Below are 25,995 nucleotides of genomic sequence, written 5' to 3'. Positions count from 1 at the left end.
GCAGGTAGGCGGCAAAAGAGTGCATCCCGATGAGCTTACACAGTCAAGTGATTCGGGTTAGCGAGAGCAGCCAACACCCCTGCAATGTGAAAGATGACGGGGATAGCTCTGTCAGATTTATGCATCGCGTGACAAATTCCCTCGGATATCAGTCAAATCCAAATGTTATGCTATTTTGCTGGGTTTATTCTGGTTATTAATAAATTTTAACGCACAAAGATTGCATAAGTATGCCGCGGAAGTTACCATTCACCGCATCATTGGCTATTCAGATTTGGCGCATGAGTATTCAACTTAACGGAATTAACTGTTATTACGGCGTACATCAGGCGCTGTTCGACATTACATTAGACTGCCCGGCTGGCGAGACCTTAGTGCTATTAGGGCCAAGCGGTGCAGGTAAAAGCTCATTACTGCGCGTACTGAATCTGTTGGAAATGCCCCGTTCAGGGACTTTGCAGATCGCTGGTAATCACTTCGACTTTACTCAGGCTCCCGGTGCAAAAGCGATTCGCGAATTGCGCCAGAATGTGGGTATGGTCTTTCAGCAATATAATCTTTGGCCACATCTGTCAGTGGTACAAAACCTGATTGAAGCCCCTTGCCGTGTGCTGGGTCTATCAAAAGATGAAGCCATGGCACGTGCGCAGAAGCTGCTGTCACGGTTGCGTTTGACTGATTTTGCTGACCGCTTCCCCCTGCACCTTTCTGGTGGCCAACAACAGCGAGTGGCGATTGCCCGCGCGTTGATGATGGAGCCGCAAGTTTTGCTGTTTGACGAACCCACAGCGGCACTTGACCCGGAGATTACCGCACAAATCGTCAGTATCATCCGTGAATTGGCCGGCACCGGCATCACTCAGGTGATTGTTACCCATGAGGTTGAAGTGGCCCGTAAAACGGCCAGCCGTGTGGTTTACATGGAAAACGGTCATGTGGTGGAACAAGGTGATGCCAGCCACTTTACACAACCAACAACCGAAGCTTTTGCCAGCTATCTGTCACATTGATATCTATTTGGGAATTTGCGATGAAAAAATTAATAATAGCGGCCGTCCTTGCCAGTATCAGTCTGTCCGCCTCTGCCGCGGAAACTATCCGTTTCGCGGCTGAAGCCACTTATCCGCCATTCGAATTTATTGATGCCAATAATAAAATGCAGGGCTTCGATATCGATCTGGCTAATGCGCTGTGTAAAGAGATGCAAGCCGAATGTACCTTTACCAACCAAGCCTTTGACAGCTTGATTCCAAGCCTGAAATTCAAACGTTTTGATGCGGTGATTTCAGGTATGGACATTACCCCTGAGCGCCAAAAACAAGTTGCCTTTACTAAACCTTATTACGATAACTCCGCACTGTTTATCGCTGAGAAAGGTAAAGTGGCTGATTTGGCGGCCCTGAAAGGCAAACGCGTCGGGATGCAAAATGGTTCTACCCATCAGAAATACCTGATGGAAAAACACCCTGAAATTACCGCCGTACCTTATGACAGCTATCAGAATGCTATTCTTGATTTGAAAAATGGCCGTCTGGACGCAGTATTTGGCGACACCGCGGTCGTCAACGAGTGGTTGAAGCAGAATAACCAACTCGCTGCGGTGGGTGACAAAGTGACTGACGCTGACTATTTCGGTACCGGTTTAGGTATCGCAGTGCGTCAGAACAACACCGAGTTACAGGGTAAGTTAGATGCTGCACTGGCGAAAGTTAAAGCAGATGGCACCTATCAGACAATTTATAAAAAATGGTTCCAGCAGTAATCTAAGCACCCATGAATGAATTTCAACCTTTAGCAAGCGCCGCCGGTATGACCGTCGGCCTTGCCGTTTGTGCACTGGCCCTCGGTCTGGTTCTGGCGATGCTGTTTGCCGTCTGTGAATCATCACGGGTGAAAGTGGTCAGCTACCTGACTACCGGCTGGGTCACCATTTTGCGTGGGCTACCGGAGATTCTGGTGGTCCTGTTTATCTATTTCGGCTCCTCCCAGTTGTTGATGATGCTGTCGGACGGTTTTACCCTAAATCTTTATCTGTTTGAGCTACCCATTAAGCTCAATATTGATAATTTTGAGGTGAGTCCGTTCTTGTGTGGTGTTATCGCACTCGCCCTGCTCTATTCTGCTTACGCCTCGCAAACCTTACGCGGCGCACTGAAAGCAGTGCCTATCGGGCAGTGGGAGTCAGGTCAGGCATTGGGTTTGAGTCAGGCGGCCATCTTCTTCCGTTTAATCATGCCGCAGATGTGGCGTCATGCATTGCCAGGCTTGGGCAATCAGTGGTTAGTGTTGCTGAAAGATACGGCGTTAGTGTCGCTTATCAGCGTCAATGACCTGATGCTACAAACCAAAAGTATTGCAACCCGGACCCAGGAACCTTTCACTTGGTATGTAATTGCAGCGGCAATCTACTTGGTGGTGACTCTGCTGAGCCAGTATGTGCTCAAATGGATTGAACTCCGTACCACTCGTTTTGAACGGAGCCCATCCTGATGCTGGAATATTTACCCGAGATCCTTAAAGGGCTGCATACCAGCCTGACGTTGACGATTGCATCACTGTTGGTGGCACTGGTGTTGTCGCTGCTGTTTACCATTGTGTTAACGCTAAAAACACCGATTATCACGCCACTGGTTAAAATTTATATCACACTGTTCACCGGCACCCCGCTGCTGGTGCAGATCTTTTTGATCTATTACGGTCCAGGTCAATTCCCTGCTATCCGTGAATATCCGTGGTTATGGAGCTTATTGTCGCAACCTTGGTTGTGCGCAATGATTGCGTTGGCATTGAACAGTGCGGCCTATACTACGCAACTGTTCTACGGTGCAGTTAGGGCAATTCCATCGGGTCAATGGCAATCTTGCGAAGCATTGGGGATGTCAAAAGCCCAGTCGTTACGCATCCTACTGCCATTTGCCTTTAAGCGCGCATTATCATCCTATTCCAATGAAGTGGTCTTGGTATTCAAAAGTACCTCATTGGCTTATACCATCACATTGATGGAAGTTATGGGCTATAGCCAACTGATGTATGGCCGTACCTATGACGTGATGGTGTTTGGTGCCGCCGGGATTGTCTATCTGTGCGTGAATGGTTTGCTAACGTTGCTGATGAGATTGGTGGAACGCAGAGCACTGGCGTTTGAGCGGCGGAATTAAGATTATTCTTTTGATTTTGTGACCAATTTGGTTGTTAGCTGTTTAGTGATCATATTCGGCTGTTAGGGCTTCACAGCTCACCTGACCTCCAATGAACCAACCGGCAAAGGGGCCATAAGCGTGGCCCCTTATGTAATCCCGCGCGAACCCAAACCTCTAGTTTGTCCTTCCTGTAATTAAAATAAAAAAACAAATTTTTAATCACATTACTTGCATATAAATTCATAAACTGGCAATGTAAACCTCATCACCCATCCGAATAAATCGTGATGAAGCATCACAAGACATAATAAAATCAATAACTAATAACATATTCTATTAAAAAAATTCAGACAGGAGTTTAAGCATGAAAAAGTTACTATTGGCAACCCTACTCAGTGGTATGGTTTTCAGCGCGACTGCCGCAGAAACTATTCGTTTTGCTGCCTCAGCCACCTATCCGCCATTTGAATCAATGGATGCCAATAACGAAATCGTCGGCTTCGATATGGATCTGGCAAAAGCGTTGTGTAAACAAATGGAGGCCAACTGTACCTTCACCAATCAGGCTTTTGATAGTCTTATCCCAGCACTGAAATTCAAACGTTATGATGCCGTCATTTCTGGCATGGATATTACCCCTGAGCGTAGCAAACAGGTCGCGTTCACCCAGCCTTATTATGCAAACTCCGCCATTGTGATTGCGCCGAAAGGTAAATTCAGTTCTTTTGCCGACCTGAAAGGCAAGAAAATCGGGATGGAAAATGGCACCACTCATCAGAAATATTTGCAGGATTTGCATCCTGAAATTCAGACAGTGGCTTATGACAGCTACCAGAATGCCATTATTGACCTGAAAAATGGCCGTATTGATGGGGTGTTTGGTGATACTGCTGTAGTGAATGAGTGGCTTAAAACCAATCCGAATCTGGCATCAGTTGGCGAACATGTGACCGACCCACAATACTTCGGCACTGGCCTTGGCATTGCGGTACGCCCGGATAATACCGCATTGTTGGAGAAGTTGAATAAAGCCATTGATGCCGTTAAAGCTGACGGGACATATAAAGCCATCAATGATAAGTGGTTTCCAAACTGATTTAATAACTTCCCCAAAGTCATTGCAGTTGTAGGTAGGCGGCAAGCGAACGCATCCCGATGAGCTTACTCAAGTAAGTGATTCGGGTAAGTGAACGCAGCCAACAACCCTACAGCTTCAAGGACGCAGGGTAAGCAATATGAGGACTTCGTAATGAGCAGTATGCGGAAACATATCAAACAACTGCACCCGCTCAATATGGTAATCGGTTAACAGGCTGATATCTTTCGCCATTGTCTGCGCATTACAGCTTGAATAGAGTATGAATTCAGGTGCCATCTGAGCAAGATAGTCACACAGTTCAGCCCCCATGCCACGCCGTGGGGGGTTAACCAAGACCAACTGCGGCACTTGCGTTTCTGCGGTGGCGAAACGGGTGGAATCCAGTGCGGCAAAACTGACATTCTTTAATCCTAGCTGCTGCGCCGATTGACGTGCGCAGGAGATGGCTTCCGCGTTGATTTCAATACCGGTGAGTTGTGTCTCGGCGCTGGCACAATGCAAACCAAAACCACCTACTCCGCAAAACAGATCCCACATACTGCTGATATCCAGCTCCCGCACCCATTGCCGTGCCGTGGCATACAGTGAGGCGGCAACCTGAGGATTGGTCTGGAAAAAACTTTGTGGCCGGATAAACAGCGGTACCTGATTAAACAGTTCGGGCAGCGCCTGCTGTTCAGTTAACGGGACTTCTTGCTCCCCTTCCAAGATTGCCATATGCACTGGCTGAATATTAGCCGAGATAACAGCCAGTTGAGGCAATTGCTGCTGTAACCATGGCAGTGCTGCGCGTAATTGCGCCAGCTTGGTTTCAGAACGCAGTACAAAGCGCAGCATTAACTCACCGCTATAAGTACTTTCAGTCAATAACAGGAATTTAAGCTCGCCGCGTTTACGTGCAATGTTATAGGGTGTGAGACCAGCGCGGGCTATAAACGTTTTCAGCACGGTAAAGACCGGGGCAAAACTGGCCGGATAGAGTGGACAGTCAGATAAATCGACCGGGGTACCGTCACGATGCAACATCCCCAATAGCGGCCGTTCAACACTACCACTGACCACCATTTTCGCTTTATTACGAAAAGCGTTCTCACGCCCGAAAACCGGCGCTAACCACTGAGCCACAGGGTGACCAGCTAGCAGGCTCTCCAAATGATGTTGTTTGTCAGCCAGTTGTTGTGGATAGGGTTTATCCAGCCACTGGCAGGAACGACAGCGACCCGCCGTATACTGTGCGCAATGCATTAATATTGACCGTTATAATCTGAGAAGTTGAATAATTTGCAGCCGAGGCTGTTGATGAGGCGAATTGTAGCATTGTGCCGCGCTAAACACTCATTTTGACTGAGGGAAATAGCGGTACCAGGGGAAAAACAGCAAACCGATAATCACCACATCGGGGATCTTCTGTAACAGGAGGCTATGTAAAATTTCGCTGCCGGTATCACCTTCAACCCGAAAAACATCTAAATACAACCAGTCCAGTGACACCATCAACAAATAAACACTCGCGATAATCTGACACGCCAAATAGCACCAACGCGCCCAGTTCTTGCGATAACACACCGCAGCGCCGCAGACAATGTCTAACAGCAATAGCACCACACTGGCCAAGAAGATCAGGCCAAAATCCCAGCTTTGCAGACTTTCACTGATAAATTCGCCGGTACCCACCCACCCCAGAGTCGCAACCAATAATAATACGCCGAGGATACGGGTAGCAATAATGGCTGTACCGGCGATGAGGACCGGTACTGGCGTCGTTGCAGAGGATGAAAATGCTAAGGATGAAAATAGTTTTCTCATGTTGCCCTATCTGCCCTCAGTCCGGTTGCTGCAACCTAATGTTATTCCTGACAATAACGCCGCTGGTCAGCGGCGTTAAAGCAGAATGAAGCCTAACAGTTTTAACGGCAATCAGCTACGGGCAGCTTTTCGTAATTCACGCAACCGCTGCTTTTCCGAACGGGACATAAACCACCACGCGATTAAACCGATTATCCCGACCACCAGCAAGATAAGTGTGGCAAGGGCATTAATCTCTGGATTGACCCCCATCCGCACACTAGAAAAGACCAGCATCGGCAAGGTTGTCGCCCCAGGGCCGGCAACAAAGCTGGCAATCACTAAATCGTCCAGCGATAAAGTAAAGGCCAATAACCAGCCGGAGATTAATGCCGGTGCAATCATCGGCACGGTAATCACGAAGAACACTTTCAGCGGTGTGGCCCCCAAATCCATGGCGGCTTCTTCAATAGAACGGTCCAGCTCACGCAGACGAGAACTTATCACTACCGTCACATAGGCAGTACAGAAGGTGACGTGCGCCAACCAGATGGTGAACATGCCACGCTCTGCTGGCCAACCGATAGCATGCCCCATAGCAACAAACAGCAGTAGCAATGATAAACCGGTAATCACATCGGGCATCACCAACGGCGCTGTCAGCATAAAAGCAAAACCGGTTGAACCGCGAAAACGGCCAAAACGCACCATCACCACCGCGGCTATTGTCCCCAGAACCACCGCCATCGTGGCGGAGGCGGCGGCAATAGTCAGACTCAGGCCAACGGCAGATATCATCGCTGAATCATTAAATAGCTCTGTATACCAACGGGTTGACCACCCCGCCCATACGGTTACCAGTTTAGAACTGTTAAATGAGTAGATAACCAGCATCAACATCGGCGCATACAAGAAGGTATAACCGACAATAAGGATCACCCGACGCCAGACCGAACGTACTTCCGGTAGGTTATTCATACCGGGCCTCCTATCTCTTTATTCTGATGCTTGTGGAACCAAAGTATCGGCACAATCAGCAGCACTAACATCACCGTCGCAACCGCCGAGGCAACCGGCCAATCGCGATTGTTAAAGAACTCTTGCCACAAAATACGACCAATCATAATGCTGTCCGGCCCACCGAGCAGTTCAGGGATAACAAACTCACCCACCGCAGGGATAAACACCAACATGGAACCGGCAACAATGCCACCTTTGGTCAATGGCACAATGACACTGATAAAGGTCTTAAATGGCTTGGCCCCCAGATCCAGCGCCGCCTCCACCAACGAATAATCCAGTCGGGTCAGCGCAGTATAGATTGGCAGTACCATGAATGGCAGATAGGAATAGACCACACCAATGTATACCGCCAGATTGGTGTGCAGAATAATCAGCGGTTGATCAATAATCCCGGTCCACATCAGGAAATTATTCAAGATTCCATTGTTTTTCAGAATACCCATCCAGGCATAAACCCGAATGAGGAATGATGTCCATGACGGTAAAATCACCAACAGCAATAAGATATTACGAGTGGATGATTTACTGTGTGCAATCGCCCAAGCCAATGGATAGCCGATAATCAGGCAGCATAGCGTCGACACCGCAGCCACTTGCAGTGATTGCAGGTAAGCATCGATATACAGCGGATCATCGAGCAGTTGCAGATAGTTACCCAGATTGAGCGAGATATCCAACTTGCCGTCCAGCCAGGTAACCAGATCGGTATAAGGGGGTACGGCGCGCGCCATCTCGGCCAGACTGATTTTGAATACAATCAGGAACGGCAACATAAACAACAGAAATAGCCACAAATAAGGCATGGCAATAACCAGTTTACGGCCATGCGCCATTTGGTAACGCTGGACAAAAGCCTTAATCGGCCCGACAGTACGGGTCGGTGGTTCTGCTGCCCCACGGGTAGATTTAGACATCACGATATTAACTCCCCAAGGCTCTTAATTACCCAAAACCACGCAACTGTCAGCATCCCAACATAATTGCACTTCATCGCCCCAGGTTGGCATCCCTTTACGGTAGCGATGACCATTTTGTAGCTGTGCACTCAGCATCTGCCCGCTGTGTAACTTCACATGATAAATGGATAAATCCCCCAGATAAGCAATGTGTACCACTTCACCGACCGCGAAGTTGCAGCCATCTTCTGGCACTTGTTCACACAACATCACTTTTTCCGGGCGCAGAGCCACAAATACCGGGACACCGTCTACCACCGAGGCATCAGAATCCACTTTCAATGGATGGCGCAGACCAGGGCTGTCAATCACCAATGCATCATCCAGCCGCTCTTTTAGTACCCCCTCAAATACATTCACCGAGCCGATAAATTCAGCGCTGAATCTGCTGTTCGGATGTTCATAAATCTCTTCCGGTTCGCCAATTTGCACAAACTTGCCACGGTTCATAATGGCGATGCGCCCGGCCATCGTCATCGCTTCTTCCTGGTCATGGGTAACCATCACACAGGTCGCCCCCACCCGCTCAAGGATATCAACCACTTCCAGTTGCATCCGGTCACGCAGCTTTTTATCCAACGCCCCCATGGGTTCATCCAGCAACAGCAGTTTTGGCCGTTTGGCCAAGCTACGGGCCAGAGCCACGCGCTGACGCTGCCCGCCAGAGAGTTGATGTGGTTTACGCTTAGCAAACTCTTGCATGTGCACCAATGTCAGCATCTCTGCAACGCGGCTTTTGATCTCATCAGCAGGTAACTTGTCTTGCTTCAAGCCAAACGCGATATTTTGCTCAACCGTCATATGGGGAAATAACGCATAAGACTGGAACATCATATTGATCGGGCGCTGATACGGCGGCACATGAGACAAGTCCTGCCCATCGAGCACTATCTGCCCCTGAGTGGGCTGCTCAAAGCCGGCCAGCATCCGCAACAGGGTGGATTTACCACAGCCTGAAGCCCCTAACAGCGCAAAAATCTCACCTTTGTAGATAGTCAGATTGACGTCATCTACCGCGGCCTGACCATCAAATGATTTGGTTAAGTTGCGGATCTCCAACAAGGGTGTAAACACCTTCTGGGATTTTGGCTGCGGGCGGGGAATTACATCATTCACTCAGCGTGCTCTCCGTAAAAGCAGAACAGGCCGCATTTAAGATGCGGCACAATAAAAAACAGGAACAGGAAGATAAACTCCCTGCCCCTACCCTCGTTCATTTCACTTTCCATCAATGTGATATCAGTCACGCGTTGAGCACAGGCTACTGATTCACCCCAATGGGTTATTTACCACTTTTCACTTTTGTCCAAGCCCGGGTGATCACACGATCAATTTTCGGGTCTTGTACTTTCAGCGTGAACATTTTGGCACGCACATCCGCTGGCGGATAAATACCAGGATTATCACGTACTTCTGCATTTACCAATGGCGTTGCCGCTTTGTTGGCATTGGCATAGAACACATGATTACTGATATTAGCAATCACATCAGGGCGCATCAGGTAATTCAGGAACTGATAGGCTTCATCCTGATTTTTAGCATCAGATGGCATCGCAAACACATCAAAGAACGCTAATGCGCCTTCCTTCGGAATGCTGTAGGCCACATTCACGCCATTTTTCGCTTCTTTGGCCCGATTAGACGCCTGCATGATGTCACCGGCCCAACCGACAGCGACGCAGATGTCACCATTTGCCAGATCATTAATATATTGTGAAGAGTGGAAGTAACGGATGTTCGGCCGCAGTTTCAGCAACAATTCAGTAGCAGGACCGGTGTAGTCGGTCGCCTGAATACTGTTTGGATCTTTACCTAAGTAATTGAGTACAGTTGCAAAGATCTCACTTGGTGCATCCAGGAAAGAGACACCGCAACTTTTCAACTTCTCAAGATTTTCAGGTTTCAGCACCAGATCCCAACTGTTTACTGGCGCATCTTTCCCCAGAGCAGCTTTCACTTTCTCGACGTTATAGCCGATACCTGTTGTCGCCCACAAATAAGGAATAGCATATTTATTTTCTGGGTCGTGTTTGCTGACCAGCGCCAACAACTCAGGATCGAGATTTTTATAATTAGGTAGCTTACTTTTATCCAACGGCTTAAAGACACCCGCAGACAATTGGCGCTCAAGGAAACTGGCTGATGGCACCACTAAATCAAACCCGGTACTCCCGGCCATCAACTTACCTTCCAACACCTCGTTGGAGTCAAACACATCATAGACAACCTTAATGCCGGTTTCCTTTTGGAAATTAGCCAGCGTATCGGGTGCGATATAATCGGACCAGTTGTAAACGTGCAGTGTTTTTTCCTCAGCAGATGCTGAGACGGACGCGGCCATTAACAAGCCAGCAGCAACACCCGATAACCACTTTTTACGATGGGTGAACATCCGTTAACTCCTCCAGAATAGGGGGTGAAGTCGTGCGCTAAATTTGTATCCGCCAGGATACAACACCTTTGCCCTGCCGAGTGCTATTGCCACCTGCACCAGATGCATGACTATGCACGGTGAGTGATTATTCACCTGGTAAGAATAATCACTGTTTAGGCGGAGGAATATTATGCCCTTTGCAGAAACAGCAGCATAACCGTACTTGGCAATCCGTACCATACTCTAGGGTAAAAAACGCCTTTTATCGATTTTTTATGCATATTCTATCTATGTAATGCGCCACTAATGGCATAAACGGCGATAAATATCTGGCAAAGTAGGGTAAAAAGCAGAATATCTTATGGTTTACAGGGGAAATAGTAGTGTGCCACCGCTATCAGCGGCACATTTAATGAAGGGATATTAGTGGATAACCGGATAAGCCGTCGCCGTCTGTAGCGATTCATCGTCGTCACTGTTGCCAATAAACAGTAAATCATTGGCACGGGCTTCCAGAATGATCATCGAAATCTGCTCTTCACACTGCTGCATAAAATAGCCAAATTGAGCAAATGTGACACCGACTTCTACCGTCAGTGACTGGCAGACAATCAATTTCGGCAAATTATCATCCTGAATATCGATAAAGGCTTTAACCGTCAGCGAGCTGGCATTTATTTGGCTCAGATCCGCGACTAACGGGATAAGGGCCGTCGGCCTGACTTCAGCCAGCGCCGAGAACAAGACAATGTTATCAACCAAATCAACTTTGGCATCAAACACGCCCTCAAAGTTCTGCATATGTGGCAAATGCAGCGCCTGACAGGAGTCGCACTCAAAAAATGAGATACCGAGTTGATCCAGCCAACGCCGTAATAAGGCTAAATCCGGGACGATGAGTGAATCCATAACTACCTACCTCACGATTCTCATAAGACGAAAAGTGGCATAGCTTACGGAATATTAACCGACAGTGCTATGATCAATACCGACAAATTTAATGCCCTTATAAAGACTCAGTCATTATCCTGATCGGGTTTATTATCCTTTTTGGTCTGTTCTGCCGCTGATTCTTTGTTGGATGGCGGCCTTGATATTCTATCGGCGCTACCTAATAGTGGTCCAAAACCACTCGCTACGCGCCAAACAATACACGCAGCGGCAGGGAGCATCAGGCCAATCCCGACAAAAATCATAATAATGGCGACAGCCGGTGTTCCCATTGAACCAGATAATGACAAGTAGCCATTAATACTTAGGTAGGCAACAACCAGTAACAGCATCCCCAGCACTTCTGAAATAATCACAATGCGGGGCATATCTCCTAACGAGCGCATCTTTACCTCCGATAGGCTCTGCATAAGCGTTTACACAGTGTATTGAATCCCCACAACTTGTAACAGTACCGATAAGCAAATAGGTACGATTAATCAAACTAACAGGCAAATCCTGCTTTTTTTTCACCGCGTCAAAGGGCATAGTAGACCGCAGTAAGAGTGAGTAATGCGCTAGAAGTCATTTAACAGTTGAAGATATAAAGAGCTGTTGGCGAAGTGATTACCCCTGTTTGATAAATGGCGGGGATAGCTCAATTTAATTAAGGAGTTTTACATGTTTGCTGTGATTTTCGGGCGTCCTGGATGTCCTTACTGTGTCCGTGCTAAAGAACTGGCAGAAAAACTGGAAACTGAACGCGACGATTTTAAATTCCGTTACATCGATATTCATGCGGAAGGGATCACCAAAGCTGATTTGGAAAAAACCGTCGGCAAACCGGTAGAAACCGTGCCGCAAATCTTCATTGATGAGAAACACATTGGCGGTTGCACAGATTTTGAAGCATACGCTAAAGAAAATCTGAGCCTGTTCCAGTAATCTGGTCAGCCGCACAGAGCGTTTCTTCGCCAAGATTATTTGGCTTTATCCGAAAAAGGGTGCTTAGCGCCTTTTTTTTATTGCTGGGGCTCAAGTACCACACAGTAAAAACCGCCTCAGGAAACCAGACGAAGCGACCCACAAACAACATATAAACCCATCTATAATTGGTAACAAAGCATATCCTTCTAGCGAGACCAAACTTCCTGCTTATTACTGGCTGTCTCGCAGCAGACAGATTAGAATAACTCCCACTATCGCCTGCCTTTATGTGCTGTTTAGCGATAAATATTCTGAGTTTAAAGACATGCTCCTTCTACCTTTAAACCAAGAGCGTATACATCGTGGTCATTCGAGCTAAATAGAAAGTCATACTCGTGAATATAAACGTCGCAAATCTGTTAAACGGCAATTACATCTTGCTGTTATTCGTAGTTTTAGCCTTGGGGTTGTGCCTGGGTAAACTGCGACTCGGCCCTATTCAATTAGGTAATGCTATTGGTGTGTTGGTGGTATCACTGTTGCTTGGGCAACAGCACTTTACCATCAATACTGAAGCGCTGAATCTGGGCTTTATGCTATTTATTTTTTGTGTCGGTGTTGAAGCCGGTCCAAACTTTTTCTCTATATTTTTCCGCGACGGTAAAAACTACCTGATGCTCGCCCTGGTCATGGTAAGTAGCGCAATGATTCTGGCGTTGGGGCTGGGTAAATTATTTGGCTGGGATATTGGCCTGACTGCCGGGATGCTGGCAGGCTCCATGACCTCCACACCGGTTTTGGTCGGTGCAGGTGATACGTTACGCCATACCATCGCCAATAACCCGGCGTTGCAACACGCGCAGGATAATCTGAGCCTCGGGTACGCCCTAACCTATCTTATCGGGCTGGTGAGCCTGATTTTGGGCGCACGTTATTTGCCCAAACTCCAACACCAGGACTTACCGACCAGTGCTCAGCAGATTGCTCGTGAGCGCGGTCTGGATACCGATAGCCAGCGTAAGGTCTATTTGCCTGTCATTCGCGCCTACCGGGTTGGCCCGGAACTGGTGGCGTGGGCAGATGGTAAAAATCTACGTGAATTAGGTATTTACCGCCAAACGGGTTGTTATATTGAGCGCATTCGCCGCAATGGTATTTTAGCCAACCCAGATGGTGATGCGGTGCTGCAAGTGGGAGACGAGATTTCACTGGTCGGTTACCCTGACGCTCACTCCCGTCTTGATCCCAGTTTTCGTAACGGTAAAGAAGTTTTCGACCGTGACCTGCTGGACATGCGCATTGTTACCGAAGAAATTGTGGTTAAAAATAGCAATGCTGTTGGAAAGCGACTCAGCCACTTAAAATTGACTGACCACGGCTGTTTCCTAAACCGGGTGATCCGCAGCCAAATTGAAATGCCGATTGATGACAACGTAGTATTGAATAAAGGCGACGTACTGCAAGTCAGCGGTGATGCACGGCGCGTTAAAAGCGTGGCAGAAAAAATTGGCTTTATCTCTATTCACAGTCAGGTCACCGACCTGCTGGCTTTCTGTGCCTTCTTTATTCTCGGATTGATGATTGGTTTAATTACCTTCCAATTCAGTAATTTCAGTTTCGGCATTGGTAATGCGGCCGGCCTGTTAATGGCTGGCATCATGCTCGGATTTTTACGTGCTAACCACCCTACTTTTGGCTATATCCCGCAAGGTGCGTTGAATATGGTGAAAGAGTTCGGGTTAATGGTCTTTATGGCTGGCGTCGGATTAAGTGCGGGTGGCGGTATTAATAGCAGCTTGGGCGCGGTCGGTGGGCAGATGCTTATCTCTGGCCTAATCGTGAGTCTGGTCCCGGTTGTCATCTGCTTTCTCTTTGGCGCTTATGTATTACGCATGAACCGTGCTCTGCTTTTTGGTGCCATTATGGGTGCTCGCACTTGCGCACCGGCCATGGACATCATCAGCGATACTGCCCGCAGTAACATCCCGGCACTGGGTTACGCCGGGACTTATGCCATAGCCAACGTACTATTAACATTGGCAGGTTCGTTGATTGTTATTATCTGGCCGGGGATATTAGGCTAGTGTGCTAAAAAAGCCATTTCGAAGAAAACTAAACATTATTTTATACTTTTTTTATTTCCCCAGAACTTTCTTACTGGACTGGGGTCTGATTTAATGCCACTGCTTTTCTTTGATGTCCCCATATTGAGGAGCCCGATAGTCCCGCCTTCTTAGGTTCAAGACTAATCGGGTTTTTTCTTGCCTGAAATTTGAGTTCTGCCTATTTCTACTCTCGTCCATATCGCACCATCTGCCCCTTAAGGCTTTCTTAAGACAATATTATTACAGTCTTAGTATTCCCTATTTCCGCTTCAGGTTACTTCGTGAAGACCAGCAAACCTACCTCTCAAGCCAATGTCACTACAGCGACATTAAATAATGCCTCAACAGCACAGATAATTAAGACAAACTCCCTTTACTCGTTGCCGTTATCCTTCTATTTTTGGCAGGTTTTTGGGTTAGTGATCTGTGGATTGCTCTTTCTATGGCTGTCGAACAACGAGCAACTAGATTGGTTTATCAGCAATTACTGGTTTGACCCCGTCGGGCAAAATTTTCCATGGGAAAACAATTACTGGCTGGATTTACTCAACCACCGATTATTGAAAATAACCATTATCAGTACTGCCGTGGTGGCATTGTTATGGGGGATTTATCGCCGTAATGGGCGCTTGGTGACGACCATGTTGTTGTTTGGCATCGGTCCGTTGGTGGTTGGTGTGCTAAAGGCCGTCAGCGCCCACTCCTGCCCTTGGGATCTGGTGGAGTACGGTGGTAAAGCTATCAGTTATGTGCTGATGGGTACCGCTCCTGTAGGTGCAGGTCCCGGCCACTGTTTTCCCGGTGGCCATGCATCCAGCGGTTTTGCCGTGATGGCACTGTTCTTCCTGTTCTACCCCGAGCGGCCTCGGTTGGCTACGCTGTGTTGGTTGCTCGGTATTGGTCTTGGCATGTTGATGGGGTTTGGTCAAATTATGCGCGGGGCACATTTTCTTACTCATAACCTGTGGGCGGGTTGGTGGGTATGGCTGAGCCAGTTGGCTCTGTTTTGGATGATTAGCGGTTTTTACCGCCGCGATAAAGGTACTGAATAATGGAACAAATGAACTATTTTTTCTTTTCCATGATAAATGCGACCCCTGCATCACCGCCATGGATGATTTCTTTTGCGACCTTCATCGCACGTGACCTGATCATGATTATCCCCGTGTTACTGGTGGCACTGTGGCTATGGGGGCCAAAAGATAGCATTAACATGCAGCGAGCAGTGGTAACCAAGGCAGCAATCGCTCTTGCTTTCTCTATGCTTTCAGCGGCTTGTATCGGGATGCTTATCCCACACGATCGCCCTTTTGTTGTCGGTTTTGGCTATAACTTTATGAGCCATGCACCTGACAGCTCTTTCCCAAGTGATCACGGCACCGCTATTTTCACCTTTGCCTTAGCCTTTGTTTTTTGGCACAAACTCTGGTCCGCAGTCAGCATGATGGTCGTCGCAGCCGCCATTGCATGGTCACGTATTTACCTGGGTGTTCATTGGCCATTAGATATGGTGGGTGCCTTCTTATTAGGGATTATTGGTTGTCTGTTCGCACAGTTAGTATGGAATTTATTCGGTGACGCTATCGCGAGTGGTATGACTCGCCTCTATCGTATCAGTTTTGCTCTGCCTATCAGTAGAGGATGGGTCAGAAGCTAGTCACGCTAGGTTATAAATCTCACATTGCCGATGGCTCTAAAAGATCGGCAATACCCACCGCCGCCAGTCACATTATAAAATAATCCTTTAAAATCAATTAACAAAAGAAAGTCATCTATATTACCAGTACATTTAAGCCGCTAAAATGTAATTAAAATAACAAAATAAAATGTAAAACAGTTAAATATGTGAGAATTACCTTTGTTTTCTTCTAATAATGTTACTATTATAACAGTAGTGATAACTTACAGATGAACAAAAGGATAAAAATCATGACGATCAATTATGCTAATTACATTGACCATACTTTATTGGCAATGGATGCCACGGAAGCCCAAATTATCAAGCTGTGTGAAGAAGCTAAACAGCATCATTTCTATGCCGTATGTGTTAATTCTGGATACGTGCCAGTCGCCGCTCAACAGTTAGCCGGTAGTACGGTTAAGGTGTGCTCAGTCATTGGTTTTCCACTGGGTGCGGGTCTGACTGAAGCAAAAGCTTTTGAAGCTCAGGCAGCAATCAACGCTGGGGCGCAAGAGATTGATATGGTTATCAATGTTGGCTGGCTGAAAAGTGGCAAAATTGCCGAAGTTAAAGCCGATATTAAGGCTGTACGTGATATTTGCGCCACTACACCGTTGAAGGTAATATTAGAAACCTGCCTGCTAAGTGATGCTCAAATCGTACAAGTTTGTGAAATGTGTCGTGAGCTTGACGTAGCTTTTGTGAAAACCTCAACAGGCTTCAGCACCGGTGGTGCCAAAGAAGAACATGTTAAATTGATGCGTGCTACGGTTGGTCCGGTAATAGGCGTTAAAGCCTCTGGTGCAGTTCGTGATCAAAAGACAGCAGAAATCATGATCAACGCAGGGGCGACACGCATTGGTACCAGCTCTGGTGTAACCATCGTTTCGGGCCAACAGGCCGTGGCATCAAGCTACTAACTCAGTGTAAGTCTATTAATCGATTGTTTAGATTCGAATCGATTGTCAGCCCGGCTACTGTCGGGCTTATTTATTGCAATACGTTGTATTATAAGAAACTATAGTGCAACGTATGGTATTAATAATTGTTTGTCAGGAATAGCTTATGGAAACCCGCCGTGCAGAACGAATCAATAAACTTACTCAGGCCCTAAAGCGTTCCGACAAAATCCACCTCAAAGACGCGGCCAATTTGCTGCGAGTCTCTGAAATGACTATTCGCCGTGATCTTAGCGCCGAGCCGACCGCCGTGATTTTGTTGGGTGGTTATGTGGTGATGGACCCTAAAAGCAATAACGCCAATAACTATTTTGTTTCTGACCAGCAAGCCAAACAGGTGGAAGAAAAGCGCCGTATTGGTCAGTTGGCAGCAAGGTTGATCGCCGAAAACGATACGGTTTTTTTTGACTGCGGCACTACAATTCCCTCGATTATCGACGAGATAGACGAAGAACTGGTATTTACTGCTATTTGTTACTCCCTTAACACCTTTCTTTCCCTACAAGACAAACCCAACTGTAAAGTGATTCTGTGCGGTGGTGAATTCAAACCCAATAACTATATTTTCACACCGATCAGTCAGCACAATGAGCTGGACAATGCCTGCCCAAACAAAGCTTTTATCTCCGCAGCCGGCGTTTCAATTGAGTATGGCGCCACCTGTTTCAACTTCGATGAAATTCTGTTAAAGCACCGAGCTATAGCCAAATCACAACAGAAAATCCTGGTGGCCGACCACAGTAAGTTCGGTAAAATAAAACCTGCCAGCATTGGAGCGTTGACCCTGTTTGATGCGTTAGTCACCGACCGCCAGCCTGATGCCGAGTTCAGCCAGTTCTTTTTACAACATGGCATCAAAATCGACTGTTAGACTTGATTACATAGCAAAAATCTTAACCCGGTAAATACCGGGTAGATAAATCTATCCGTATATATCAGGTAAAAATTGGATTATATTTAAGCAGAATAGCACAACACTAAATAACCATATTATATTTGTGGTTAAATCACTCTTTGCCTATCAAATTTCTAAAACACAATTCCATTATTAAATGAACATGCAATAGTAAAAAGATTTAAGGTAAATTAATTTAACATTTAGTGTTCATTTAACACATTTAAATAAAAGAATAACGTTAGTTTATTGTCAGACAAATTAGTGACAGAAAAAATTTATATGACAAATATATGGTTCGATACTAATAATCATGCGCTGACTTATTCCCCCTGGCTATGCCTATTGTCTTTTTTCCTCTTATTTTCCTGTTGAATTTATCATCAAATCCATAAACCACCATCACCTGATAATTTATTTAATAACATTAAAAATCAACAAGTTAAATTATTTTTAAGGTTTTAAACTAATGATATTCATCAATAAATCAGTGAAAAAATCGATTTCCGCTAGATCCATAAGCGTGGTTAAAATATATTGCACGCCAAGAAGCAAGGAATAAAGAATAGTCTGTTTATTTATCGACCAGAAGGGAAAGTATACTTTTCATTATTTCTAGTGATAAATCATAAACATTCACATAACAATCAGTTTTAAATTCGCAACAAATGATCAGTGGCGAGTTTATTAAGCATTTGGGAGCATGATCACGGTAGTTTTCACTGCAAATCGCTATCTTGCCGCCAGCAAAAACTATTGTTCTGCCAAGAACACCAAAAATATCCGATATCGCGAATTCATCTTCTTAATATCGGTTAAATTTTGCACTTGACAATTTAGGTATAAAGCACGATTACGGCACCAAAGTAATAACCAGGGCACCAATTTTAAACGAATCGTTTTGACTGAATTTTTCGCCTGATTATGCAACTCGATAATGCATAGCGGGTATCTAACTTTCGGCTCTTAATTTTAAATTAACGTGTTCACAGTGGAGATCTTTATGGACACTACTCAAGCAGGCACTATTGCCTCCCCGGGAAAAGTTTCATCAAGCACATGGCGTAAAAGTGACACCATGTGGATGTTGGGCCTGTACGGTACTGCAATCGGTGCAGGCGTATTGTTCCTGCCTATCAATGCCGGTATCGGCGGTCTTCTGCCGCTGATTGTAATGGCCATCATTGCTTTCCCGATGACCTTCTTTGCTCACCGTGGTCTCTGCCGTTTTGTGCTGTCAGGCAAAAACCCAGGTGAAGACATTACTGAAGTGGTTGAAGAGCACTTTGGTATCGGCGCAGGTAAGTTGATTACCCTGCTTTACTTCTTCGCTATCTACCCGATTTTGTTGGTATACAGTGTGGCAATCACCAACACCGTTGATAGCTTCATTACCCACCAGATGCATCTGCCATCACCACCGCGCGCTATTTTGTCCCTGATTCTGATCGTGGGCCTGATGACTATCGTGCGTTTTGGTGAGCATGCCATTGTAAAAGCAATGAGTATTCTGGTATTCCCGTTTGTTGCGGCATTGATGTTGTTGGCTGTGTACCTGATCCCTAACTGGACCGGTGCAATATTTGAACATGTATCAATGGACGGCAACGGTACTGGTAGCGGTCTGTGGATGACCATGTGGCTGGTTATTCCGGTCATGGTGTTCTCATTCAACCACTCCCCTATCATCTCGGCGTTTGCAGTATCAAAACGTGAAGAGTACGGCGTAGATGCAGAGAAAAAATGTTCACGCATTTTGGCTTTTGCTCACATCATGATGGTTGTCACCGTTATGTTCTTCGTCTTCAGTTGCGTACTGAGCCTGTCTCCTGCGGATCTGGCGGATGCGAAAAGCCAGAACATTTCTATTCTGTCTTACCTGGCTAACCACTTTAATACTCCAATAATTGCCTATATGGCGCCGGTTATTGCCTTTATCGCTATCACCAAGTCTTTCCTGGGTCACTATCTGGGCGCACGTGAAGGCTTTAATGGCATGATGATTAAGTCTCTGCGTAGCAAAGGCAAAACCATCAATCATGACAAACTGAACCGTATTACTGCCCTGTTCATGCTGGTAACAACCTGGATCGTCGCAACCATGAACCCAAGCATTTTGGGTATGATTGAAACCCTGGGTGGCCCAATCATCGCGATGCTGTTGTTCCTGATGCCAATGTACGCAATCCATAAAGTTCCAGCGATGCGTAAGTACAGCGGCCATATCAGCAACGTATTCGTGGTTATCATGGGCCTGATTGCTATCTCTGCAATCTTGTTCAGCCTGTTCGGTAAATGATTCTGAGGCTGGCCAACGTCCCACGGCCAGCCAGTTATCATGGTCTGATGTTGTAAATTGTTTCAAAAACCGGAGCGTCCGCTCCGGCTTCCTACCACGGCAATGTCATCACTTTAATAATTAGAACCTTTAAGGGGCGATATATGGTCAGCGTTTTTGACATTTTCAAGATTGGTATTGGTCCATCCAGCTCTCATACCGTCGGCCCAATGAAGGCTGGCAAGCTGTTTACCGATGACCTAATCGAACTGGGGCATCTTTCTGCCGTCACCCGAATCACTGTTGATGTTTACGGCTCTTTGTCTCTTACCGGTAAAGGCCACCATACCGATATTGCGATTATTATGGGTTTGGCGGGGAATCTGCCTGATACCGTTGATATTGATGCAATCTCTGGTTTTATCCGCGATGTAGAGTTGCGGGAACGTCTGCTGTTGGCAAACGGCAGCCACGAAGTTGATTTCCCGGCCACTGGCGGGATGAACTTCCACAGCACTAACCTGCCATTGCACGAAAATGGTATGACCATCAGCGCTCATGCGGGTGATGACTGTATTTTCAGTAAAACGTATTACTCCATCGGCGGTGGTTTTATTGTCGATGAAGCACACTTTGGTCAGGAAGATAGCCAAGCGATTACTGTGCCTTATCCGTTCAATTCTGCCCGTGACTTGCAAAAGCACTGTAAAGATACCGGTTTATCACTGTCCGGTTTAGTGATGCAAAATGAACTGGCATTGCACAGCAAAGCCGAAATAAGTGCTCACTTTGCCGCAATCTGGGAAGTGATGCGTGCCGGTATTGAGCGCGGCATCAATACTGAAGGGTTATTGCCTGGTCCAATGAAAGTACCACGTCGCGCCGCAGCTTTGCGCCGAATGCTGGTGAGTACCGATAAAAATAACTCAGATCCGATGATGGTTGTCGATTGGATCAATATGTATGCATTAGCCGTCAATGAAGAGAACGCCGCTGGCGGGCGGGTTGTGACTGCCCCGACTAACGGCGCGTGTGGCATTATTCCGGCAGTTTTATCTTACTACGACAAATTCATTCGTCAGGTAAATGAGAACTCATACAGTCGCTACTTCCTGGTCTCTGGTGTGATTGGGGCGCTGTATAAAATGAATGCGTCTATTTCCGGCGCTGAAGTGGGTTGTCAGGGCGAAGTGGGTGTGGCCTGTTCCATGGCCGCAGCAGGCCTGGCTGAGTTGATGGGCGGTAGCCCTGCTCAGGTGTGCATTGCAGCAGAAATCGCGATGGAGCATAACCTGGGGCTGACCTGTGACCCAGTGGCAGGGCAAGTTCAAGTGCCGTGTATTGAGCGTAATGCAATTTCTGCGGTGCAAGCCGTTAACTCTGCGCGCATGGCGCTACGTCGTACTAGCGAACCCAGTGTTTGTCTGGATAAAGTCATCGAAACGATGTATGAAACCGGCAAAGATATGAATTCTAAATACCGCGAAACCTCCCGAGGGGGGTTAGCCATCAAGATCGTTGCCTGTAACTGATTTATCTCAGTGATAGGTCACGTAATAGGCTAAAAGGGCTACTTTTCAGTAGCCCTTTCTCTTATTAATCAATCATCTTCTTTAAACTAACCAAATACGCTACCAAACCATTGACTGAGTTTCATCATCACAAAGTCCCAGATACGACTAAAGAAGCCGCCCTCTTTTACTTCGTTTAATACCACCAGCGGGCGTTGGTCAATCGTCTTGCCATTAAGCTGAAAATCGATGGTTCCGACCACTTGATTTTTGGCCAGCGGCGCACGCAGCTCCGTTTGATCCAACTTATAACTGGCTTTAAGATCCTTCATCTGCCCTTTCGGGATAGTGATAGCGGCATCCTCTGCCACCCCAAGCTCGGCCTCGCCGGTATCACCAAACCACACTTTCTGCGTCACAAAAGGTTTGCTGGCTTTAATCGGCACCACGGTTTCATAGAAACGAAAGCCCCAGGTCAACAGTTTTTCACTTTCACTAAAGCGAACCCGATCACTGGGTGCACCTAACACCACAGAGATCAAACGCATTGGCCCTTCGGTTGCAGATGCGACCAGATTATGCCCCGCGCCGGAGGTAAAACCGGTTTTCATGCCATCCACATTGAGATTAGTGCTCCATAGCAGACGATTACGGTTAATCTGACGAATCTTATTAAAAGTGAATTCTTTCTCTTTGTGCAGCGCATACTCTTCCGGCACGTCGCGGATCAGTGCCTGACCTAATACCGCCATATCCCGCGCAGTGCTGTACTGCCCTGGCGCATCAAGACCATGAACGGTCATAAAGTGAGTATTCGCCAGACCCAAGGCTTTGGCGTAGCTGTTCATCAGACCAACAAAACTGTCTTGGCTGCCAGCCACATAATCGGCCAACGCAATACTGGCGTCATTGCCTGACTGAATCACAATACCTTTATTCAAGTCGGACAATTTCACCTGATCGCCCGGTTTCAAAAACATCAGTGAGGAGCCACGTAATGCCGGATTACCCGTAGCCCAGGCATCTTTCCCCACGGTCACTAAATCATCAGGGTGCACTTTCCCCGCTTTAATGGCCTGTCCAATCACATAACTGGACATAATCTTAGTCAAACTGGCCGGATCAAGGCGCTGGTCACTGTTCCCTTCCACCAACACCTTTCCACTGTTGTAATCCATCAGCACATAGGCTTTGGCATCTACCGGGGGAGCAGCCGGGTCTCCAGCCGCATGCGCGGCGGGCAGCACCAAAAGCAATAAGCCAGCACTGAAGGTTAATTTCTTTATCTTAAAGGGGAGGATAAATTTCATCATGAGGTCGCCAGAGTATCCTTGCTAATAATTGGAAATAAGTGGTATTCCCAGAACCAACCACTGTCCAATTAGCGAAAAAATAACGTCTTTTCACTTAGACTGAAATATTAGCTTAGTCATATTTCAGTCCCTTTTCTAAATTTATCCCATTGCTGGCTCAATTGGGCGTAGTTTTACGTTTTGTTTTGTAAAGAGACTGTTTTTTATAAATATCGATGGCTATACGGCTAACCATCTTCCTGTCTGAACATCCTTACACCTAAGCACCCAAACGTCTAAAAAAACATAAACATATAACAAAAGGTAATATAGGCGGGTTATTTGTTCTTTTTAATGCTTAAGCCGCTAGCGCTATTATCCAGCCCATCAGTTGTTATCCAAATTCATGCTGTTAAACAATTTATGCTGTTAAACAAATAATGCTGGAGTATGCAATGGCTATCCCACGCTCGGTACTTGATCTTATCGGCCACACCCCGCTACTGGAACTGACCCACTTTGATACCGGCCCATGCCAACTGTTCGTCAAGCTGGAAAATCAGAATCCCGGTGGGTCGATTAAAGACCGTGTCGCGCTCTCGATGATTGAGCAAGCTGAAAAAGAAGGGTTGCTGCAACCCGGCGGAACCATCATTGAAGCCACCGCTGGCAATACCGGCCTTGGGTTGGCATTGGTAGCGGCGCTAAAAGGTTACAAACTGCTATTAGTGGTACCGGATAAAATGAGCCAGGAGAAAATTTTCCACCTGCGGGCATTGGGCGCACAAGTGCTATTGACCCGCTCAGATGTGGGCAAAGGGCATCCGGCTTATTATCAGGACTATGCTCTGCGTCTGGCGCAGGAAACACCGGGGGCTTTCTATATCGATCAATTCAATAACCCGGCAAACCCCGCGGCGCACCGGACATCGACCGGCCCTGAGCTGTGGCAACAGATGGATGGGCAGGTCGATGCCATCGTGGTGGGTGTTGGCTCCAGCGGTACCCTGAGCGGCCTGAGCCAATACTTTGCCGAGGTTTCACCCGCCACCGAGTTCGTACTGGCCGATCCTGCGGGATCCATTTTGGCAGATTACGTCGACAGCTCGCAGATTGGCGATGCGGGTAGCTGGCTGGTCGAAGGAATTGGTGAGGATTTTATCCCGCCACTGAGCAACTTTTCTCAGGTAAAAAAATCTTATCGCATCGATGATGCTGAAGCCTTCAGCACCGCACGTGCGTTATTGCGGGAAGAAGGGGTACTGGCAGGCTCATCTACCGGCACCCTACTGGCCGCAGCATTACGCTATTGCCGCGAGCAAACCACACCAAAGCGAGTGGTCACCTTCGTTTGCGACAGCGGCAACAAGTACCTGTCCAAAATGTTCAACGATTACTGGCTCATGGAACAAGGTTTGCTGAGCAAGCCCCAGTATGGCGATTTGCGTGATTTCATCACTTATCGTCATGAGGACGGCGCAACAATTTCTGTTTCACCGCAGGACACGCTGGCCGTGGCTCACGCCCGAATGCGCCTGTATGACATCTCCCAGCTACCAGTATTAGACGGCGAAAAAGTGGTCGGGTTAATCGACGAATGGGACTTGCTGAACACCGTACAAGCAGATGCCAGCCATTTCAAATTACCGGCCAGTGCCGCCATGACCCATCAAGTGAATACATTACAAAAAGAGGCCGATTACCGCTCTCTACTGGCAACATTCAATGATGGCCATGTAGCAGTAGTGTTGGATGGAGAGCGTTTCCTTGGCTTGATTACCCGCACTGATGTTTTGAATACCTGGCGTCAAAAGCTGGCTTAATCTTCTCATATTAAGGATTTTTATTATGGTAAAGTTCGATACCTTAACCGTTCATGCCGGTTATACCCCCGATAGCACCGGTGCGGTGATGCCCGCAATTTACGCGACATCCACCTTCGCACAACCCGCTCCTGGCGAGCATACCGGGTATGAATATTCGCGCAGCGGCAACCCAACGCGTACCGCGCTGGAAAAGGCGATTGCGGAACTGGAAGGGGGCACTCGAGGTTACGCCTTCGCCTCTGGTCTGGCAGCCTGTTCAACTGTGCTTGAACTGCTGGATCAGGGTAGCCATATCATTGCCGTGGATGATTTATATGGCGGAACCTATCGCCTGCTGGAAAAAGTTCGCAGCCGAACGGCCGGTTTGCGAGTGACCTATGTCTCCCCTGCGGATACCGAGGCATTAGAACAAGCAATATTGCCAGAAACCAAAATGATCTGGGTGGAGACACCGACCAATCCATTGCTGAAACTGGCTGACCTGGCGGCCATTGCGGCGATTGCCAAAAAGCATCAACTTATCAGTGTGGCCGATAATACCTTCGCCTCCCCTTACATCCAGCGCCCGCTGGAACTGGGCTTTGATATTGTGGTGCATTCCGCCACCAAATACCTTAATGGCCATTCTGATGTGGTCGCTGGCGTCGCGGCGGTGGGCAATAACCCTGAACTGGCAGAACAGTTAGGCTTTCTGCACAATGCGGTGGGCGGAATTTTAGATCCTTTCAGCAGCTTTCTGACGTTACGCGGACTGCGTACCTTGGCTTTGCGCATGGCGCGACATAATCACAGTGCCCAGCAGATAGCCGAGTGGCTCGAAGGGCAACCACAAGTTGAAAATGTCTATTACCCAGGGCTGAAAAGCCACCCACAACATGAGCTGGCATCACGGCAAATGGCGGGTTTCGGCGGTATGATTTCTGTGCGATTGAAAGGGGATGATGAATACGCTCGCGCGGTAATCAAACGCTCACATCTGTTTACCCTGGCCGAAAGTTTGGGCGGGGTGGAAAGTTTAATCAGCCAGCCATACAGCATGACTCATGCCTCCATCCCCTTAGAAACCCGGCTGAAACACGGTATTACGCCACAATTACTGCGTTTGTCGGTGGGTATTGAGGATACAGAGGATCTGATTGCGGACTTGGCACAAGCACTAAACGGTTAATCGCCTGCTGACAGGACGTTGCCGCGTTGATAGCGGTAACGTCCAT

Annotated in this window: 24 protein-coding genes; 15 read left to right on the top strand and 9 right to left on the bottom strand. The window is 47.3% G+C overall.

Annotated elements, in window-relative coordinates; translation table 11 throughout:
• Positions 1 to 281 precede the first annotated feature (281 nt).
• The 5 genes from artP to artJ (V1956_RS10370) all read left to right on the top strand — a co-directional run bounded on the left by artP (position 282) and on the right by artJ (V1956_RS10370) (position 4,236).
• Positions 282 to 1,010, top strand: coding sequence for an arginine ABC transporter ATP-binding protein ArtP (gene artP, locus V1956_RS10390; protein WP_050074082.1), 729 nt, complete (start codon positions 282 to 284; stop codon positions 1,008 to 1,010).
• A 20-nt stretch (positions 1,011 to 1,030) separates the two neighbouring features.
• The gene (gene artJ / locus V1956_RS10385; protein WP_005184779.1) at positions 1,031 to 1,762 is read left to right on the top strand and encodes an arginine ABC transporter substrate-binding protein; all 732 of its coding nucleotides are present in this window, start codon (positions 1,031 to 1,033) and stop codon (positions 1,760 to 1,762) included.
• An 11-nt stretch (positions 1,763 to 1,773) separates the two neighbouring features.
• The gene (gene artQ, locus V1956_RS10380) at positions 1,774 to 2,490 is read left to right on the top strand and encodes an arginine ABC transporter permease ArtQ (protein WP_005184781.1); all 717 of its coding nucleotides are present in this window, start codon (positions 1,774 to 1,776) and stop codon (positions 2,488 to 2,490) included.
• Positions 2,490 to 3,158: an arginine ABC transporter permease ArtM gene (gene artM, locus V1956_RS10375; RefSeq protein WP_032899150.1), complete on the top strand. Its 669-nt coding sequence runs from the start codon at positions 2,490 to 2,492 to the stop codon at positions 3,156 to 3,158. Before artQ ends, artM begins: the two co-directional genes overlap by 1 nt.
• 346 nt (positions 3,159 to 3,504) lie before the next feature.
• Positions 3,505 to 4,236 carry an arginine ABC transporter substrate-binding protein gene (artJ, locus tag V1956_RS10370; protein ID WP_372559358.1) on the top strand — a complete coding sequence of 244 codons (732 nt, stop codon included), beginning with the start codon at positions 3,505 to 3,507 and terminating at the stop codon, positions 4,234 to 4,236.
• Between the two features lie 117 nt (positions 4,237 to 4,353).
• On the opposite strand, the gene rlmC is transcribed toward artJ (V1956_RS10370), so the two are convergent.
• The 8 genes from rlmC to V1956_RS10330 all read right to left on the bottom strand — a co-directional run bounded on the left by rlmC (position 4,354) and on the right by V1956_RS10330 (position 11,714).
• Positions 4,354 to 5,484 (bottom strand): 23S rRNA (uracil(747)-C(5))-methyltransferase RlmC, encoded by a 1,131-nt coding sequence (gene rlmC, locus V1956_RS10365; RefSeq protein WP_442825075.1) that lies wholly within the window; start codon positions 5,482 to 5,484, stop codon positions 4,354 to 4,356.
• Between the two features lie 90 nt (positions 5,485 to 5,574).
• The gene (locus V1956_RS10360; protein ID WP_372559360.1) at positions 5,575 to 6,045 is read right to left on the bottom strand and encodes a YbjO family protein; all 471 of its coding nucleotides are present in this window, start codon (positions 6,043 to 6,045) and stop codon (positions 5,575 to 5,577) included.
• A 111-nt stretch (positions 6,046 to 6,156) separates the two neighbouring features.
• Entirely contained in the window at positions 6,157 to 7,002 is an 846-nt protein-coding gene (gene potI / locus V1956_RS10355; RefSeq protein ID WP_050084992.1) for a putrescine ABC transporter permease PotI, read from the bottom strand.
• Positions 6,999 to 7,961, bottom strand: a complete 963-nt coding sequence (gene potH / locus V1956_RS10350; protein WP_372559361.1) for a putrescine ABC transporter permease PotH — start codon at positions 7,959 to 7,961, stop codon at positions 6,999 to 7,001. The genes potI and potH overlap by 4 nt, the downstream gene beginning before the upstream one ends.
• A gap of 24 nt (positions 7,962 to 7,985) precedes the next feature.
• A complete protein-coding gene (gene potG, locus V1956_RS10345) occupies positions 7,986 to 9,119 on the bottom strand; it encodes a putrescine ABC transporter ATP-binding subunit PotG (RefSeq protein ID WP_083158401.1) in 1,134 nt (377 codons plus the stop codon).
• Positions 9,120 to 9,285: 166 nt separating this feature from the next.
• The gene (gene potF, locus V1956_RS10340) at positions 9,286 to 10,395 is read right to left on the bottom strand and encodes a spermidine/putrescine ABC transporter substrate-binding protein PotF (protein WP_083158400.1); all 1,110 of its coding nucleotides are present in this window, start codon (positions 10,393 to 10,395) and stop codon (positions 9,286 to 9,288) included.
• A 405-nt stretch (positions 10,396 to 10,800) separates the two neighbouring features.
• The gene (locus V1956_RS10335) at positions 10,801 to 11,286 is read right to left on the bottom strand and encodes a YbjN domain-containing protein (protein ID WP_442825074.1); all 486 of its coding nucleotides are present in this window, start codon (positions 11,284 to 11,286) and stop codon (positions 10,801 to 10,803) included.
• Positions 11,287 to 11,393: 107 nt separating this feature from the next.
• The gene (locus V1956_RS10330; RefSeq protein WP_372559362.1) at positions 11,394 to 11,714 is read right to left on the bottom strand and encodes a YbjC family protein; all 321 of its coding nucleotides are present in this window, start codon (positions 11,712 to 11,714) and stop codon (positions 11,394 to 11,396) included.
• A 274-nt stretch (positions 11,715 to 11,988) separates the two neighbouring features.
• Here V1956_RS10330 and V1956_RS10325 point away from each other — a divergent pair, with 274 nt between their 5' ends.
• The 8 genes from V1956_RS10325 (at position 11,989) to V1956_RS10290 (ending at position 21,684) form a co-directional block, all read left to right on the top strand.
• Positions 11,989 to 12,252 (top strand): GrxA family glutaredoxin, encoded by a 264-nt coding sequence (locus tag V1956_RS10325; protein ID WP_004873700.1) that lies wholly within the window; start codon positions 11,989 to 11,991, stop codon positions 12,250 to 12,252.
• A 377-nt stretch (positions 12,253 to 12,629) separates the two neighbouring features.
• The gene (locus V1956_RS10320; RefSeq protein ID WP_372559363.1) at positions 12,630 to 14,318 is read left to right on the top strand and encodes an aspartate:alanine antiporter; all 1,689 of its coding nucleotides are present in this window, start codon (positions 12,630 to 12,632) and stop codon (positions 14,316 to 14,318) included.
• 401 nt (positions 14,319 to 14,719) lie between these two features.
• Positions 14,720 to 15,391 carry a phosphatase PAP2 family protein gene (locus V1956_RS10315; RefSeq protein WP_372559923.1) on the top strand — a complete coding sequence of 224 codons (672 nt, stop codon included), beginning with the start codon at positions 14,720 to 14,722 and terminating at the stop codon, positions 15,389 to 15,391.
• Positions 15,391 to 15,996 (top strand): undecaprenyl-diphosphate phosphatase, encoded by a 606-nt coding sequence (ybjG, locus tag V1956_RS10310; protein ID WP_372559364.1) that lies wholly within the window; start codon positions 15,391 to 15,393, stop codon positions 15,994 to 15,996. Before V1956_RS10315 ends, ybjG begins: the two co-directional genes overlap by 1 nt.
• A gap of 272 nt (positions 15,997 to 16,268) precedes the next feature.
• On the top strand, positions 16,269 to 16,940 hold the full coding sequence (gene deoC / locus V1956_RS10305; protein ID WP_083158395.1) for a deoxyribose-phosphate aldolase: 672 nt from the start codon (positions 16,269 to 16,271) through the stop codon (positions 16,938 to 16,940).
• A gap of 145 nt (positions 16,941 to 17,085) precedes the next feature.
• Positions 17,086 to 17,850: a DNA-binding transcriptional repressor DeoR gene (deoR, locus tag V1956_RS10300; protein WP_372559365.1), complete on the top strand. Its 765-nt coding sequence runs from the start codon at positions 17,086 to 17,088 to the stop codon at positions 17,848 to 17,850.
• A gap of 1,027 nt (positions 17,851 to 18,877) precedes the next feature.
• Complete coding sequence (locus tag V1956_RS10295; RefSeq protein ID WP_083158393.1) at positions 18,878 to 20,173, top strand: HAAAP family serine/threonine permease; 1,296 nt, start codon at positions 18,878 to 18,880, stop codon at positions 20,171 to 20,173.
• A gap of 143 nt (positions 20,174 to 20,316) precedes the next feature.
• On the top strand, positions 20,317 to 21,684 hold the full coding sequence (locus V1956_RS10290; protein ID WP_442825073.1) for an L-serine ammonia-lyase: 1,368 nt from the start codon (positions 20,317 to 20,319) through the stop codon (positions 21,682 to 21,684).
• Positions 21,685 to 21,770: 86 nt separating this feature from the next.
• On the opposite strand, the gene V1956_RS10285 is transcribed toward V1956_RS10290, so the two are convergent.
• Positions 21,771 to 22,976 (bottom strand): serine hydrolase, encoded by a 1,206-nt coding sequence (locus V1956_RS10285; RefSeq protein ID WP_372559367.1) that lies wholly within the window; start codon positions 22,974 to 22,976, stop codon positions 21,771 to 21,773.
• A gap of 434 nt (positions 22,977 to 23,410) precedes the next feature.
• Between V1956_RS10285 and V1956_RS10280 the strand changes: the two genes are divergently transcribed.
• Together V1956_RS10280 and V1956_RS10275 are read left to right on the top strand one after the other, a co-directional pair.
• Positions 23,411 to 24,778 carry a pyridoxal-phosphate dependent enzyme gene (locus V1956_RS10280; RefSeq protein WP_083158390.1) on the top strand — a complete coding sequence of 456 codons (1,368 nt, stop codon included), beginning with the start codon at positions 23,411 to 23,413 and terminating at the stop codon, positions 24,776 to 24,778.
• A gap of 25 nt (positions 24,779 to 24,803) precedes the next feature.
• Positions 24,804 to 25,949 (top strand): trans-sulfuration enzyme family protein, encoded by a 1,146-nt coding sequence (locus tag V1956_RS10275; protein ID WP_442825072.1) that lies wholly within the window; start codon positions 24,804 to 24,806, stop codon positions 25,947 to 25,949.
• Positions 25,950 to 25,995: the final 46 nt, after the last annotated feature.

Origin of the sequence: Yersinia sp. 2540 StPb PI (genome assembly GCF_052217165.1) — a bacterium.
Classification (GTDB): Bacteria; Pseudomonadota; Gammaproteobacteria; order Enterobacterales; family Enterobacteriaceae; genus Yersinia; species Yersinia enterocolitica_E.
This window is presented reverse-complemented; position numbering and strand designations above follow the sequence as displayed.